16 protein-coding genes and 1 other annotated feature are annotated in these 15,368 nt (G+C 59.3%); of the genes, 7 read left to right on the top strand and 9 right to left on the bottom strand.

The genetic code is table 11. The features are described from left to right. The first annotated feature begins 311 nt into the window (after positions 1–311). The 4 genes from tisB (at position 312) to emrD (ending at position 3,229) form a co-directional block, all read left to right on the top strand. The gene (tisB, locus tag ACQUTI_RS23585; RefSeq protein ID WP_004145059.1) at positions 312–431 is read left to right on the top strand and encodes a type I toxin-antitoxin system toxin TisB; all 120 of its coding nucleotides are present in this window, start codon (positions 312–314) and stop codon (positions 429–431) included. A gap of 90 nt (positions 432–521) precedes the next feature. Then, the gene (locus ACQUTI_RS23580) at positions 522–968 is read left to right on the top strand and encodes a GNAT family N-acetyltransferase (RefSeq protein ID WP_004202251.1); all 447 of its coding nucleotides are present in this window, start codon (positions 522–524) and stop codon (positions 966–968) included. Between the two features lie 67 nt (positions 969–1,035). Then, entirely contained in the window at positions 1,036–1,869 is an 834-nt protein-coding gene (locus ACQUTI_RS23575; protein WP_032456766.1) for a DMT family transporter, read from the top strand. Between the two features lie 175 nt (positions 1,870–2,044). Further along, the gene (gene emrD / locus ACQUTI_RS23570) at positions 2,045–3,229 is read left to right on the top strand and encodes a multidrug efflux MFS transporter EmrD (RefSeq protein ID WP_004202254.1); all 1,185 of its coding nucleotides are present in this window, start codon (positions 2,045–2,047) and stop codon (positions 3,227–3,229) included. 70 nt (positions 3,230–3,299) lie between these two features. Here emrD and dsdC read toward each other — a convergent pair whose 3' ends face one another. Next, positions 3,300–4,223: a DNA-binding transcriptional regulator DsdC gene (gene dsdC, locus ACQUTI_RS23565; RefSeq protein ID WP_017899673.1), complete on the bottom strand. Its 924-nt coding sequence runs from the start codon at positions 4,221–4,223 to the stop codon at positions 3,300–3,302. Between the two features lie 226 nt (positions 4,224–4,449). On the opposite strand from dsdC, the gene dsdX reads away from it, so the two are divergent. Together dsdX and dsdA are read left to right on the top strand one after the other, a co-directional pair. Next, a complete protein-coding gene (gene dsdX / locus ACQUTI_RS23560; protein ID WP_004202257.1) occupies positions 4,450–5,787 on the top strand; it encodes a D-serine transporter DsdX in 1,338 nt (445 codons plus the stop codon). A 17-nt stretch (positions 5,788–5,804) separates the two neighbouring features. Next, on the top strand, positions 5,805–7,133 hold the full coding sequence (gene dsdA / locus ACQUTI_RS23555) for a D-serine ammonia-lyase (protein WP_122543554.1): 1,329 nt from the start codon (positions 5,805–5,807) through the stop codon (positions 7,131–7,133). 3 nt (positions 7,134–7,136) lie between these two features. Here the strand turns inward: dsdA and ACQUTI_RS23550 are convergent, their stop codons facing one another. The 5 genes from ACQUTI_RS23550 to ACQUTI_RS23530 form a co-directional block, all read right to left on the bottom strand. Then, positions 7,137–7,559 (bottom strand): regulator, encoded by a 423-nt coding sequence (locus ACQUTI_RS23550; RefSeq protein ID WP_122543552.1) that lies wholly within the window; start codon positions 7,557–7,559, stop codon positions 7,137–7,139. A 74-nt stretch (positions 7,560–7,633) separates the two neighbouring features. Beyond that, on the bottom strand, positions 7,634–7,996 hold the full coding sequence (locus ACQUTI_RS23545) for a DUF202 domain-containing protein (protein ID WP_017899669.1): 363 nt from the start codon (positions 7,994–7,996) through the stop codon (positions 7,634–7,636). Then, on the bottom strand, positions 7,986–8,333 hold the full coding sequence (locus ACQUTI_RS23540; protein WP_004202264.1) for a YidH family protein: 348 nt from the start codon (positions 8,331–8,333) through the stop codon (positions 7,986–7,988). Before ACQUTI_RS23540 ends, ACQUTI_RS23545 begins: the two co-directional genes overlap by 11 nt. Before the next feature lie 100 nt (positions 8,334–8,433). Next, positions 8,434–9,756: a 6-phospho-alpha-glucosidase gene (locus ACQUTI_RS23535; protein WP_017899668.1), complete on the bottom strand. Its 1,323-nt coding sequence runs from the start codon at positions 9,754–9,756 to the stop codon at positions 8,434–8,436. Continuing rightward, the gene (locus tag ACQUTI_RS23530; RefSeq protein WP_069602834.1) at positions 9,753–11,375 is read right to left on the bottom strand and encodes an alpha-glucoside-specific PTS transporter subunit IIBC; all 1,623 of its coding nucleotides are present in this window, start codon (positions 11,373–11,375) and stop codon (positions 9,753–9,755) included. The genes ACQUTI_RS23535 and ACQUTI_RS23530 overlap by 4 nt, the downstream gene beginning before the upstream one ends. A 298-nt stretch (positions 11,376–11,673) precedes the next feature. Here ACQUTI_RS23530 and ACQUTI_RS23525 point away from each other — a divergent pair, with 298 nt between their 5' ends. After that, positions 11,674–12,420 (top strand): GntR family transcriptional regulator, encoded by a 747-nt coding sequence (locus ACQUTI_RS23525; protein ID WP_049116813.1) that lies wholly within the window; start codon positions 11,674–11,676, stop codon positions 12,418–12,420. On the opposite strand, the gene ACQUTI_RS23520 is transcribed toward ACQUTI_RS23525, so the two are convergent. The 3 genes from ACQUTI_RS23520 to ibpA all read right to left on the bottom strand — a co-directional run bounded on the left by ACQUTI_RS23520 (position 12,388) and on the right by ibpA (position 15,153). After that, on the bottom strand, positions 12,388–14,049 hold the full coding sequence (locus tag ACQUTI_RS23520; RefSeq protein WP_004202271.1) for a putative transporter: 1,662 nt from the start codon (positions 14,047–14,049) through the stop codon (positions 12,388–12,390). The genes ACQUTI_RS23525 and ACQUTI_RS23520 overlap by 33 nt on opposite strands. Positions 14,050–14,194: 145 nt before the next feature. Beyond that, entirely contained in the window at positions 14,195–14,623 is a 429-nt protein-coding gene (gene ibpB, locus ACQUTI_RS23515; RefSeq protein WP_004145074.1) for a small heat shock chaperone IbpB, read from the bottom strand. A gap of 116 nt (positions 14,624–14,739) precedes the next feature. After that, the gene (ibpA, locus tag ACQUTI_RS23510; RefSeq protein WP_004151523.1) at positions 14,740–15,153 is read right to left on the bottom strand and encodes a small heat shock chaperone IbpA; all 414 of its coding nucleotides are present in this window, start codon (positions 15,151–15,153) and stop codon (positions 14,740–14,742) included. After that, positions 15,147–15,222: a sequence feature (ROSE (Repression Of Heat Shock gene Expression) occurs in the 5'-region of heat shock genes and acts as an RNA thermometer to modulate expression.), on the bottom strand. Its footprint overlaps the gene before it by 7 nt. Positions 15,223–15,368: the final 146 nt, after the last annotated feature.

Genomic DNA, 15,368 nt, shown 5'->3' with positions numbered 1-15,368 from the left:
GTATTTATCTATACTGGGTGTGTTCATGGTGTGCCATTCGGGGGCCGCAAGTTTGACCGGCGCAACGAAGTCCTGGCTGAAACGGGTGGTGCCGTCAGTGCCTTAACCCCGAGAGAGCACACTGTGTTACGTCAACAACGTGCAGTCACTGGTCCGCGCGGCAACGCGTGGTTCAGCGCTGCGCACCCCTGTCGTTGCTGGCGGCGGGCCGGGAAGCCGTCCACGGAAGGAGCAATCATTGGCCAGGGCGACGCCGCCGGCGACAGGCAGGGATAAGCTGGCAACAGGCAGCGGAAAGGTACGTCAGCTTATTGTGCTCCTTAACCACAGGAGACGCGCGTATGGGCGGAATGGATATTATTATTTTAATCCTGAAACTCATGGTTGCTGTGTTGCAACTACTTGATGCAGTCCTGAAACAGTTCCGCTGATTCAGGTTCAAGTCGCACCTGAGGGGGGCGGGAAACCGCCCCCCTGCAGGCGCCCGCCGGGCGTCCCGGGATGACTTGATGGAGGAAGCTATGCCACCCCTGTTAATTGCCGCCACGACGCCGGATGCCCCGGGGTTCGCGGCGCTGCGCACCGAAAGCCTTGAACAGCATTTCAATATGCTGCGCCGCCTGGCGGAAAACTGGCAGAGCGGCAAAAACCGCTTTACCGCGCCGGGCGAAACGCTGCTGGGTGCCTTTGTGAACCACCAGCTGGTTGGGGTATGCGGCATCAATAGCGATCCCTTCAGCCCGCAGCCGCGGGCCGGGCGTATTCGCCATCTCTACATCAGCGAGCGCTACCGCCGCCGGGGGATCGGCCAGCAGCTGCTGGTCTCGGTTATCACCCACTCCAGCGCCTGGTTTGATTTTCTCAACACCCACGCCCCGGCGCAGGCCTGGCCCTTTTATGAAAGACTTGGCTTTCGCCCGGTGTACGACGAACCGCGGGTGACGCATCGCCTGTTTTGTTCGCTGTAGCCCCCGCTGGCTGGCAGCGCGGGCGCGTGTTACAGTCCGGTGACCTTCACTGTTGAACCTGTCTGCGATGACCATCACCGTATTCTGCATTTTGCTGTTCGCCGCCCTGCTGCACGCCAGCTGGAACGCTATTGTCAAAGCCAGCGGCGATAAAATGTACGCGGCGATCGGCGTCAGCGGCTCGGCCGCGCTGATCGCCTTGGTGATGCTGCCCTTTGCCCCGCAGCCAACGCTTGCCAGCGCCCCCTATCTGCTGGCGTCGTGCGCGTTACAGGTGGTGTATACGGTGCTGGTGGCGAAGACCTATCAGGTGTCGGATATGAGCCAGACCTATCCGCTGATGCGGGGGACTGCCCCATTGCTGGTGGCGGCGATAAGCGTGCTGTTTCTCGGCGATCGCTTGTCGCCGATGGCCTGGCTGGGCATCGGCGTCATCTGCCTGGCTATTCTGGCGATGGCCTTTAACGGCCGCGCCAGCTCGCGCAAAGGCATCGTGCTGGCGCTGATCAACGCCTGCTTCATCGCTGGCTATACGCTGGTGGACGGCACCGGCGTCCGGCTGGCGGGCTCGGCGCTGGGCTACACCCTGTGGACCTTTTTTATGAACGGCTTCTGCCTGCTAAGCTGGGCAATGATGACCCGCCGCGCTGAAGCCAGCCGCTATCTGCGCCTGCACTGGCGAAAAGGTATCCTCGGCGGTATCGGCACCATGGGCTCCTACGGCCTGGCGCTGTGGGCGATGACCCAGGCGCCGCTGGCGGTGGTCGCCGCGCTGCGTGAAACCTCCATTTTGTTCGGCGCGCTAATCGCTTTTATCGTCCTGAAAGAGCAACTGATGCCGCTGCGCATCTTCGCCGCCTGCGGGATTGCCGCCGGGGCGATCCTCCTGCGCCTCGCTTAGCCTGCAATGGCAACATTAGTTGCCGTTCCTGTTTACATAATCTGCCTGGAATTCCCTCAACAATCGGCACTTTGCAGTTGTTCTGTCATTTTTATATGGTAGATTCCTCCATCGATTACGGGATGTGCCAGTCACATATTCTTCATTTCTCTTTACTCACAAAGTATTCATCGACATGAAACGGCATAAAAACTTCAATTTGTTGTTGATGCTGGTACTGCTGGTGGCCGTTGGCCAGATGGCGCAGACCATATATATTCCGGCCATCGCCGACATGGCGGTCGCGCTGAACGTTCGCGAAGGGGCGGTTCAAAGCGTGATGGCGGCCTACCTGCTGACCTACGGTATTTCACAGCTGTTTTACGGCCCGCTCTCCGACCGCATCGGTCGCCGCCCGGTGATCCTCGTCGGGATGTCGATTTTTATGCTGGCGACGCTGGTCGCCATGACCACCCATAGCCTGCCGGTGCTGATCGCCGCCAGCGCCATGCAAGGGATGGGCACCGGCGTCGGCGGCGTGATGGCGCGCACCCTGCCCCGCGATCTGTACGAAGGCGCCCAGCTGCGTCATGCCAATAGCCTGTTAAATATGGGTATTCTGGTCAGCCCGCTGATTGCCCCGTTGCTCGGCGGCATCCTCGACACCCTGTGGAGCTGGCGCGCCTGTTACGCTTTCCTGCTGGTTCTGTGCGCCGGGGTGACCTTCAGCATGGCGAAATGGATGCCGGAAACGCGCCCGGAGGGCGCGCCGCGCACCAAACTTCTGGCCAGCTACAAAACGCTGTTCGGCACTGGCGCGTTTAACTGCTATCTGCTGATGCTGATCGGCGGCCTGGCGGGGATTGCGGTATTCGAAGCCTGTTCCGGCGTACTGATGGGCGCGGTGCTCGGCCTGAGCAGCATGGCGGTGAGTATTCTGTTTATTCTGCCGATCCCGGCGGCCTTCTTCGGCGCCTGGTTTGCCGGCCGCCCCAACAAGCGTTTCCCGACCCTGATGTGGCAATCGGTTATCTGCTGCCTGCTGGCGGGTCTGATGATGTGGATCCCGGGGCTGCTGGGCGTCATGACCGTCTGGACCCTGCTGGTGCCGGCGGCGCTGTTCTTCTTCGGCGCCGGCATGCTGTTCCCGCTGGCCACCAGCGGCGCGATGGAGCCATTCCCGTTCCTCGCCGGTACCGCCGGGGCGCTGGTTGGCGGCTTGCAGAATATCGGCTCCGGCGTACTGGCCTGGCTGTCGGCGATGATGCCGCAAAACGGTCAGGGCAGTCTCGGTCTGCTGATGATGCTGATGGGTCTGTTGATTCTGCTGTGCTGGCTGCCGCTGGCCTCGCGCTTTACCCACCATCAGCAGCCGGTCTAAGCGCCGCTTGGCGCTCCCCGGATAGCGGCTGACGCCTTATCCGGGCTACCTCCCGGTGGCTGCTTTTGTCTTATGTCAGACTATGCAGCCACTCGATAAAGGCGTCGATTTTCGGCCACTGGCGACCCGGCAGGGTGGTTACATAGTAGTGCTGGTGGCATTTCAGCGTCATATCGCCAAACGGGGCGATCAACTCCCCACTCTCCAGCCGCTTCTGCACCAGCCGCTTACGCCCCATCGCCACCCCGACATGATTCATCGCCGCAATCGTCGCTAAATCGGAACGATCGAAGCCAATCCCCGACGATGGCGGCAGTTCCACCGCAAACTGCTGCGCCCAGCTATACCACTCGTCGGTGCCGGAATCGTTACTCCATGCCTGGCGGTCGTGGAGCAACGTACAGTGGCACAGATTGCCCGGATTCGACATTAACTGCCGCTGTTGCGCGTAATTCGGCGTACATACCGGCACGATCGCCTCATCCATCAGAAAATGGTGACTCAGCTGCGACGACGGCGCATCATCAAAATAGATCGCCAGATCGATGCCCGTCCGCTGCAGGTTAACGTTCTCATTGCCGGTCAGCACGGTGAGGGAGATGGCCGGGTAACGGCGGGTAAAGTCACCCAGGGCCGGCACCAGCCAGCACTGGGCGATAGAGGGCCGCGAGTAGACCGTCAGACTGCCGGAGAGCTCCTGGTTTTTGATATCGAGGATCTCCTGATTGAGACCATCCAGCGACGACTTCAGCGCCCAGTAGACCCGCTTACCTTCACGCGTCAGCTCAACTTTGCGATGCGAGCGGACAAAGAGCAGGATCCCCAGCTCCTCTTCAAGTTGATTAATCCGGTGGCTGACGGCGCCAGGCGTGAGCGCCAGCTCGTCGGCGGCCAGGGCAAACGACTCGTGCCGCGCCGCCACCTCAAAGGTCGACAGCCTGGAGAGCTGCCAGCCGTTCAGCAACCGGGTACCTAAGGTTTTTAGCACATCCATCACGCGCTCCTGGCAAATACAGTGGCTGTTGATGATAAAAAAATCACGCCGGTTTTGCCGCAAAAGGGTGAGTTAATTTGACCCATAGCATATTTAATGGTCTGTTTTTGAGCTAAATCACCCATTTGATTCAATTCTCCTCACCCTAAAGCCCATTTTTATCGTTTGTCAGCCCATGACGATTCTCGCTTCAATAAGGCCAGATTATTCACAGGCGAGGTGGAATATGGGTTCGCAAGTCTGGGTTGTGAGCACGCTGCTGATCAGCATCGTGTTAATCGTCTTAACGATCGTCAAACTGAAGTTTCATCCATTTCTGGCGCTGCTGCTGGCGAGCTTTTTCGTCGGCGCGATGATGGGGATGGGCCCGCTGGAGATGGTCAACGCTATTGAGAGCGGCATCGGCGGTACGCTGGGCTTCCTTGCGGCGGTGATCGGTCTCGGCACCATTCTCGGGAAGATGATGGAGGTCTCCGGCGCGGCGGAGCGCATCGGCCTGACGCTGCAGCGCTGCCGCTGGCTGTCGGCGGACGTGATTATGGTGCTGGTCGGCCTGATCTGCGGCATCACGCTGTTTGTCGAAGTCGGCGTGGTCCTGCTGATCCCCCTGGCCTTCTCCATCGCCAAAAAAACCAATACCTCGCTACTGAAGCTGGCTATTCCGCTGTGTACCGCGCTGATGGCGGTGCACTGCGTGGTCCCCCCGCATCCGGCGGCCCTGTTTGTCGCGAACAAACTGGGCGCCGATATCGGCACAGTGATTGTTTATGGCCTGCTGGTCGGTCTGATCGCCTCGCTGGTTGGCGGTCCGCTGTTTCTCAGAGCGTTAGGCAACCGCCTGCCGTACAAACCGGTTCCGGCCGAATTTGCCAACCTTGAGGTCCGCGAGGCGTCGACGCTGCCGTCACTCGGCGCCACGCTGTTTACCGTACTGCTGCCGATTGGCCTGATGCTGGTGAAAACCGTCGCCGAACTGAACATGGAGAAAGGCGGCACGCTGTATACGGTGCTGGAATTTATCGGCAACCCCATCACCGCGATGTTTATCGCCGTCTTTGTCGCGTATTACATGCTCGGCATTCGTCGGCAGATGGGGATGGGCGTCCTGCTGACCCATACGGAAAACGGCTTTGGGTCTATCGCCAACATCCTGCTGATTATCGGCGCAGGCGGCGCATTCAACGCGATTTTGAAATCCAGCGGCCTGGCCGATAGCCTGGCGGTGATTCTGTCGAACCTCGACATGCATCCGATTTTGCTGGCCTGGCTGGTGGCGCTTATCCTGCACGCCGCCGTCGGCTCCGCCACCGTGGCGATGATGGGTGCCACCGCCATCGTCGCGCCGATGCTGCCGCTCTATCCCGGCGTCAGCCCGGAGATCATCGCTATTGCCATCGGTTCCGGCGCCATTGGCTGCACGATCGTCACCGATTCCCTGTTCTGGCTGGTAAAACAGTACTGCGGCGCCAGCCTCAGTGAAACGTTCAAGTACTACACGACGGCGACTTTTATCGCGTCGCTACTTGCACTGGCCGCCACCTTCCTGCTTTCTTTCATTATCTGAGCGCAAAGAGACGTATGATGAAACACGCTGACCTGACCACCTTAACCGCGACCTTCCCGCTTGTGCAGGATCTGATCGCCCTGAAAGAAACCACCTGGTTTAACCCCGCCACCACCTCTCTGGCGGAGGGATTGCCTTACGTCGGCCTGACCGCCGACGACGTGCAGGGCGCCCATGCCCGCCTGCAGCGCTTCGTGCCCTATCTGGCGGAAGCCTTCCCGGAAACGGCCGCCAGCGGTGGGATTATCGAATCGGAAGTAGTCGCCATTCCGGCAATGAAGCACCGCCTTGAGCAAAAATTCGGCCAGCCGATTGGCGGCGAACTGCTGCTGAAAAAAGACAGCCATCTGCCGATCTCCGGCTCGATCAAAGCGCGCGGCGGCATTTATGAAGTGCTGACCCATGCGGAAAAGCTGGCGCTGGAAGCCGGACTGCTGACTACCGCAGACGATTATCGCAAATTGCTGACGCCGGAGTTTAAACAGTTCTTCAGCCAGTACAGCATCGCCGTCGGCTCCACCGGCAACCTCGGGATGTCGATCGGCATCATGAGCGCCCGCATCGGCTTTAAGGTTACCGTGCATATGTCCGCAGACGCCCGGGCGTGGAAAAAGGCCAAACTGCGCAGCCACGGCGTGACGGTGGTGGAGTATGAAGAGGACTACGGCGTGGCGGTCGAACAGGGGCGCAAGGCGGCGGAATCAGACCCGAACTGCTTTTTCATCGACGATGAAAATTCGCGCACGCTGTTCCTCGGCTATGCCGTGGCCGGCGAGCGCCTGAAGGCGCAGTTCGCCAAAGCCGGACGGGTGGTCGATGCCGACCATCCGCTGTTCGTCTACCTGCCGTGCGGCGTCGGCGGCGGCCCTGGCGGCGTGGCGTTTGGCCTCAAGCTGGCCTTTGGCGACCACGTTCACTGCCTGTTCGCCGAACCGACCCACTCCCCCTGCATGCTGCTCGGCGTCTATACCGGGCTTCATGACCAGATAGCGGTGCAGGATTTAGGCATTGATAATCTGACCGCCGCCGACGGTCTGGCGGTCGGCCGGGCGTCCGGCTTCGTTGGCCGGGCAATGGAGCGCCTGCTCGACGGGTTCTATACCCTTGATGACCAGACGATGTATGACATGCTGGGCTGGCTGGCGACAGCGGAAAATATCCGCCTTGAACCCTCCGCGCTGGCCGGAATGGCCGGGCCGCAGCGCGTCTGCGCCAGCAAAGCGTACCATCAGCTGCAGGGGCTGAGTGAGCAACAGCTGCAGCAGGCGACCCACCTGGTGTGGGCCACCGGCGGCGGAATGGTGCCGGCAGAGGAGATGGCGCAGTATCTGGCGAAGGGGCGCTAATCTTCAGCGCAGCAGCGGCATCAACGCCTCTGGCGGCCGCTGCTGTCGGCGCAGGTCCCGCATCACCCGCATATAGGGCCCGCTGAGATCGTAAAACTGCCGGTAACCCGCGCACAGCGGGTCTTCCTGTTCGCCGCTGCGGCACAGGCGCAGCCACGGACAGCCGTAGCAGGCGCTGTTGGCCGCCGGCGCTCCCGCCTGCGTTATCAACTCGCCGCACCAGGCGCTCAGCGTCTCGCTAAACAGCAAAATATTGATACGGCCAATATCTTCCCGCACCCAGCGGTGAAAGACTGCGCAGAGAAACTCACCCCACAGCGCGGCGTCGCCGGCCGCCAGCTGCGGAATAAAATGGATAGCCGTGAGTCCCTGTTGACGCAGCTGCGCATAGAACGCCTGCGGTTGATGGCAATGATGCGCCTCCACAACGACAGCCTGAAAGGGAGTGTCATGGTGCTGGCCGGGGGCATGAGTGAGAGGCAAATTCGCCGGACATCCTGTCATGACATATCCCTAATGAATAAAACGATCTGTTGAAGGTGAGTAACAGCAAACAGGAATGCCAGAGAAAGTACTGCGAGTGCGATCAAAAATTTGTCACGAACCGCCCGCGGCTGTAAAAAATCGCTGTCGTCGACGTCCATCAGATGACGACGGCGGGTATAGCCCCAGAGGATCACCGCCACTATCGCCAGCACGCCGATCGACAGCCAGAAAGGCAGTCCGGCGCGGTGCCAGCTGTGCTTAATCGCCAGCGCCATCAGCGCGCCATAGCCCAACAGGGTGCGAAACCAGGCCAGCGAGGTACGCTCTGGCTGTAGTCCCGGGTCGCTTTCCCGCCGCGCCCGGCGTTTATCCGCCATACAGCACCAGCAGCATCACCGCGACCACCACCGCCAGCAGCAGGATGCTAATCACCAGCAGCGTCCGGGTATAGGGGAGATCCTGCTTCAGGCGCATCGCCTTCTCGTTATTCAGCCAGCGCAGATAGCCATAGATGGCCATGCCGCCGGCAAACAGGCACAGCAGCAGGGCGAGAATTTCACGGATCAGCGGCGTGGCAAAGTCTGGCGCCAGCTGGTCAAGACCGACGCCAGCGGCGAGAAAACCGAGCGCCGTGCGGATCCATGCCAGAAAGGTACGTTCGTTAGCCAGCGAAAAGCGGTAATCCGGCGCTTCGCCGAGGCGGGAGATTTTCATGACGGTTCCTTGTTCATCGCGCAGCAGGCTTCAGCATAGCGTAAATCAGGAACCGGGGAGAAGAACCGGCGCCCCGCAGGGCGCCGGTCAACGGCGGGGATTAATGCAGCTCCGGCCAGTAATCTTTGTTGGCGGCAATCAGGTCGTCGAGGATCGCTTTCGCCACCGAGGCGCTCGGCACGGTTTTCGACAGGGTAATCGCCTGCCACAGCTTGTGGTAAGAGCGCTGTTCCCAGGCATCGACCACCAGTTTTTCCACCGCCACCTGCTGGCTCATCATCCCTTTCTGGAAGTGCGGGATGTCGCCGACCGTCAGCGGCTCCGGCCCGTTGTGACCCACCAGGCAAGGAATTTCCACCATCGCGTCAGCGTCAAAGTTATGGATCGCGCCGTTGTTCGGCACAATCAGCAGCATCCTTTCCTGGGTGTTAAAGGCGATGGCCGTCGCCAGATCGACGATATACGACGCGTGTTCGTCAATTTCCAAATCGCCAGCGGAGGATTTCCCGGCGGCAATAATCGCCCGGCAGGCGCTGAAGACGTTTTTCTCACGATGATCCATCACCTCATTGGCGCGGGTGCGTTCCGGGTTGGAGTGGGCCACCACGTAGTCCGGGAACAGATAATATTTCAGATAGGTATTCGGCATGGTCTGCGGATCCAGCGCCTGCACATCTTTCGCTTTGGCAAAGGTGTCGTTCCAGCTGGCCTCGGTATGCGGGTCGTTAGAAGGCGGCACATAGCCGTATTTCGCCACATATTCGCGCAGTTTCGGCATCAAATCGTTGCCGTCGAGATCCTCAATCGAAGTCCACCAGCCGAAGTGGTTAAGGCCGTAGTAGCGCACGCGCATCTGTTTACGGTCTTTGAGGCCAACAATCTGCGCCATCCGCCCTTCAATGCCAATCGGCATATCGCAGATGTTGAGGATTTTGGCGTTTGGCCGCAGACGGCGGGTGGCTTCCGCCACAATCGCCGCCGGGTTGGAGTAGTTGAGCATCCAGGCGTTCGGCGAATATTTTTCCATATAATCCACCAGCTCCAGCACGCCGCCGATAGAGCGCATACCGTAGGCGATCCCGCCCGGTCCGCAGGTCTCCTGGCCCAGCACGCCGTGGCGCAGCGGGATTTTCTCATCCTGTTCACGCATCGGATATTTCCCGACGCGGATATGCGCCATGACGAAATCAACATCGGTAAACGCCGCCTGCGGATCGGTGGTATAGCTGAATTCAATCTCCGGCGCCTGCTCTTTGAGGATCACTTTGCACGCCTCGGCGATGGTCTCCTGGCGCGCACCGTCGTTGTCGTAAAATTTCAGCGACCGCAGCGGAAAACGATCCTGGTTTGCCAGCAGCATCAGGACAATGCCCGGAGTGAAGGTGCTGCCGCCGCCTGCGATAACAACTGAGAATTTTTTCATGATACTGCCTCCGTCATGGTGGTATGTTCGGTCGAAAGAGAATCTTTCATCAGGTTTTCCAGCTGGTCGCGCACCTGGGGAACGTGCAGGCCGACGATGACCTGAATCCCGTTGCCGCGGCGAACTACCCCGTGGGCGCCCAGCGCTTTAAAGACGTCGTCACTTTGCGTTTTCGCCATATCGACCAGCGCGATGCGCAGTCGGGTGGCGCAGTTGTTGATGCTTTCAATGTTGCCGGCGCCGCCGAGGGCCTGCAGGAAGCCAGCGGCCTGACCCAGCCGGGTCTCTGGCGCGGCGGCGGCCGTGGTTTTACCTCGTGCCGCCTGGTAATCGGCCTTGCTGTAGAGCTTGATTTCGCTCTCTTCCCGGCCAGGCGTCTTCAGGTTCAGACGCAGGATCAGGGTGCGGAAGACCACGAAGTAGAGGGCGGTGAAACAGAGGCCGATGCCTATCTGAATGAACATCATCGAAGCGTGGTGATGGAACATTGGGATCCAGTTTTGCGGCAAGAATTGATCGAGCAGGCCGCCGCCGAAATTGCCCACCACCCCGCAGATGTACATTACCGTCGCCATGGACGCCGCCAGCACCGCGTGGACGGCGAACAGCAGCGGCGAGATGAACAGGAAGGTGAACTCCAGCGGCTCGGTGATCCCGACCAGCATCGCGGTCAACGTGGCGGGGATCAGCAGGCCGGCAACCTTGACGCGATTTTCCGGCGCGGCGGTGAAGTAGAGCGCCAGCGCAATGCCCACCGAACCAAACACTTTCGAGTTACCGTGCAGGGCAAAGCCGCCCTCCGGGAACAGCGTCTTCAGCGGTTCCGTACTCTGACTGAACGCCTGCAGATGCTCTGCCCAGTAGACCTGTAGTCCCCCCTCCACCACCGCCGGGCCAAAGATGAACGGGCCATAGACGAAGTGGTGCAGGCCGGTGGGGATCAGAATGCGCTCAAGGAAGATGTAAACCCACACCCCAAGCGCGCCGGCAGAGCGCAGGAAGGCCTGTAGCGATTCAATACCCAGCTGGACTTTTGGCCAGCCGAGCAGCGTCAGCCAGGCGCAGGGGATCATCGCGAGGAAGGCGACAATGACCACAAACGATGAGCCCTGGAAGATGCCGAGGAACACCGGCAGGGGTTTATCGAAATAGCGATTATGCAGGGCCGTCACCAGGCCGGAGATGACGATCGCCCCGATAATGCTGGTGTCGAGGGTTTTAATCCCCGCAATCATCGTCAGGCCGCTGCCGGCCGTGGGTTCAACGGAAAAGTCGACGCCGAAGAAGTGGCCCCAGGTCATCCCCATGGCATTGATAAAGTAGTTCCAGGTGAGAAAGCTCACCAGTACCGCCAGACAGGCCCGGCCCTGGGCCTGCTTCGCCAGGCCAATCGGCAGGCCGACGGCGAAAATCAGCGGCATATTACGAAAGACGGTCCAACCGCCCTCTTCGATGATGTGAACGATTTGTGCAAACAGGCTGTCGGGTGCGGTCAGCGCTTCGCCGACGAACATCGGGTTGCGCAACATAATGGCGATACCGACCACGATCCCGGCGAAAGGAAACAATAAAACCGGGGTAAACATGGCGCCGCCAAAGCGTTGTATTTGACTGAGCATTGGGAAATCCTCATATAACAACTCGTAGGGTGAATGGCCTTCTTTTTCTTGGTTACCGGCCTCACTCGAGAATAGGAATTTGCCCGTCCGACAACATGCCGCGCCGTTGCGATTCGTGATCGCTTTCATGGTTTTAATTTGGCCAAAGTTGTCTACTTCGCTAACAAAAGTTAGACATCGATAAGCTAAAGGATGTAATCGATCTAATGAATGGATAATAACTGTCTGTCTTAAAACCTATTTTTTGCTAACAGGTGAAGAAAATAACCTCGCCCTTTCCTGTACAAGAGGACTACTGGTGATCTACAAATCCATTGCTGACCGCCTGCGGCTACGGCTGAATTCTGCCGACTTCGCCATCGGCAGCCCGCTGCCGGGAGAGAAAAAACTGGCCGAGGAGTTCGGGGTGGCGCGCATGACCATCCGCAAAGCCATCGACCTGCTGGTGGACTGGGGGCTGGTGGTCCGTCGTCACGGCTCGGGGACCTACGTGGCGCGCAAAGACGTCCATCATGAAACCAGCAATCTCACCGGCCTGGCGGAAGTGCTGCGCAAACAGGGTAAAGAGGTAGTGAGCCAGGTGCTGGCCTTCGAAGTGATGCCTGCCCCGCCGGCCATCGCCAGCCTGCTGCGGATTAAAATTGATGAACGGATCTACTTCTCACGGCGGGTGCGCTTCGTCGACGGCAAGCCGTTGATGCTGGAGGATAGCTATATGCCGGTGAAGCTGTTCCGCAACCTGTCGCTGAGCCATCTGGAAGGGTCGAAATTTGATTATATTGAGAAGGAGTGCGGGATCATCATCAGTGGGAACTATGAAACGCTGACGCCGGTGCTGGCGGACAAGCAGCTGGCGCGCTCAATGAACGTCCCGGAGCAGACGCCGCTGCTGCGTATTACCTCCCTTTCCTACAGCGACAGCGGCGAGTTTCTTAACTATTCGGTCATGTTCCGCAACGCCAGCGAGTATCAGGTGGACTATCACCTGCGCCGCGTCCAGGCCCAAAGCCCGCTAGCTCAGCCCCCAGAACAGCACGGCGAGTAGCTGCGGGGTGATAATCCGCAGAAACATCACCAGCGGATAGACGGTAGCGTAAGAGAGCGCCGCCGCGCCGCTGGTGGCGTGCAGATTGTTGGCGAAGGCCAGCGCCGGCGGGTCGGTCATCGAGCCGGCCAGCATGCCGCACAGCGTCAGATAGTTCATGTTCGCCAGCATGCGCGCGAGAATGCCTACCGTCAGCAGCGGGATGGCGGTGATGAAAATGCCGTAAGCGATCCAGCTCAGGCCATCGCCCTGGGTCAGGGTCGCCACAAAGTCGCCCCCCGATTTTAGCCCGACCACCGCCAGAAACAGCACGATCCCCAGCTCGCGCAGCGCCAGGTTGGCGCTCGGCGGCATAAACCAGTACAGCTTGCCGATGCTACCGATGCGCCCGAGAATCAGCGCCATAATCAGCGGCCCCCCGGCCAGCCCCAGCTTCAGGGCGGCGGGGAAGCCGGGAATAAACAACGGGATAGAACCCAGCAGTACCCCGAGGCCGATGCCGATAAATACCGGCAGCATCTGAACCTGCTGCAGCTTCTGCTGGGCGTTACCCAGCTCGGCGGCCACGGCGTCAATCGCCTCCGGACGGCCGACCAGGTTGAGGATATCGCCAAACTGCAGGCTGGCGCTGCTGCTGGCCACCAGTTCGACGCCTGCGCGATTAAGCCGGGAGATCACCACGTCATAGCGCTGTTTGACGTGCAGATCGCGTATTTTCTTCCCCAGCACTTTCTCGTTAGTCACCACCACCCGCTCCACCTTCAGGTCGGTGCCGCGCGTTGACAGCGAGGTGGCCACCTCCTGGCCGATCACCAGTTGCGCATTGTGCAGATCCTCCGGCCGCCCCACCAGGTGCAGCAGATCGCCGGCCTGGATAAGGGTTCCCGGCGCAGGCACCATCAGCAGCTCACCGCGCTTCAGCCGCGAACAGACGATATTGTCGCTGTTGAGCATCGGCACATCCTGAATCGCCATCTGGTGGAGGTTGGGGTTCTCCACCCGCACGTTGATGGTGTGCAAATGGGCATGGCCGTTGCCGCTGCTCTCCTCAAACTGCTGGGCCTCTTTCTCGACATTGATGCGAAAGAACAGGCGCACCAGCCACATGGTCAGCAGAATGCCGCAGATGCCGAACGGATACGCCATCGCGTAGCTCATCCCCATCTGATCGACCACCTCGAACGGCACCCCGAGATCGCGCAGGATTTGCTGCCCGGCCCCCAGCGCCGGCGTGTTGGTCACCGCGCCGGAGAAGATGCCAAGCACCACCGGGAGAGGAATATTGAACAGCTTATGCAGCACCGCGGTGACCAGGCCGCCGAGAATCACGATCAGGATAGCGAACAGATTGAGCCGCAGGCCTGAGACCCGCAGCGAGGCGAAAAAGCCCGGTCCCACCTGGATACCGATGGTGTAGACAAACAGGATCAAGCCGAATTCCTGAATAAAATGCAGCATCGGGCTGCTGAGGGCGACGCCCGCCTGATCGACAAAGTGACCGACGATAATGCCGCCAAATAACACGCCGCCAATACCAAAGCCAACGCCGCGGATTTTGACATTGCCGATCCACAACCCAACCACCGCCACCAGCGCCAGTACGCTGACCGTCAATGCTATCTCACTCATGGTACCGTCCCTGTGAATAACATTATTATTAACAGGGATTATGACCGCGGCCAGGCGGGTTGTATGCTGCCTGGCGCACAATACCAGCAAACAGACAGGCACAAAAAAGCCCCGAAAATCGGGGCCTTATAAGTTATTCGCTTAATTAACTATTTAACGCCGGTCGTTCGCTGATGGCGATACGCTGCGGGGCGATCTGCTCAGGCTCATTGCGGGTCAGATCGATATGCAGCAGACCGTTGGTGAAGGTCGCGCCAGAGACCTCCATGTTGTCAGCGAGGGTGAAGCTCAGGCTGAAGGCCTGGCTCACCAGCCCCTGGTGCAGCCAGGTGGTCTCTTTTTCCGGCTGCTGCGGCGTGCCTTTTACCACCAGACGGGTGCCTTCCAGTTGAATATCCAGATCTTCCTGACGGAAACCGGCCAGCGCAAGGGTGATGCGGTAGTGGTTATCGTCGCTTTTTTCGATGTTATAGGGCGGGAAGCTCTGGCTTTCACCGGCGGTTTGCAGGGCGCTGGCCAGTTTGTCAAAACCGATCCATTGACGCAGCAGGGGGGATAAATCGTAGTTACGCATACTGTTTTCTCCTTCTAAGAAGCGAGTGAATGTCTGCGAATTGCGTGAATTCGCATCTGCTCCCTGACGGCGAGCAGGTTGTTACATCAGGCCGCCTTGCGGCCTGAGAGAGACAATTAGTTGATTTCGATACGGCGCGGCTTGTTCGCTTCCGGGATCACCCGTTCCAGATCGATATAAAGCAGACCGTTTACCAGGTTGGCGCCGCGGACATGAATGTTTTCCGCTAGCTGGAATTTGCGCTCGAAGTTGCGCTCGGCGATCCCCTGATACAGGTAGGTCCGCTCTTTCTGCTCGGCAGCGTGGGCGCCTTTGACGATCAGCAGATTGTCCTGGGCGGTGATCTCCAGTTCGCTTTCAGCAAAGCCGGCCACCGCGATGGCGATGCGATAGTGGTTTTCGTCTACCAGCTCGACGTTATACGGAGGGTAGCCGCCATTGCTCTGGCTTTGATTGTTTTCCAGCAGGTTAAACAGGCGGTCGAAACCAATGGCTGAACGATAAAGCGGGGAGAGATCGAAGTTACGCATAATAAATAGCTCCTGAAAATCAGCGAGAATCAAATGACCTTCCATCGTGGACAGGCCGCGGTAATCCGGAATACCCCTCAGGCGTATTCTCAGCGGGTTACACCTATAAAATGGGTTTCTCCCCGTCCTTTTCAAGGGATTCGGGGCGTTTTTTTTTGCAGTTTGCCGATGATTGCTTAGACTGGGGGGAGGAGCACAAAAAGCAAAGTGCGATG

It is taken from the genome of Klebsiella sp. 7-CIP_Kleb., from assembly GCF_050378655.1.
Classification (GTDB): domain Bacteria; phylum Pseudomonadota; class Gammaproteobacteria; order Enterobacterales; family Enterobacteriaceae; genus Klebsiella; species Klebsiella quasipneumoniae.
Note: the sequence above shows the minus strand (reverse complement) of the source record. Positions and strands in the feature narration are given on the sequence as shown.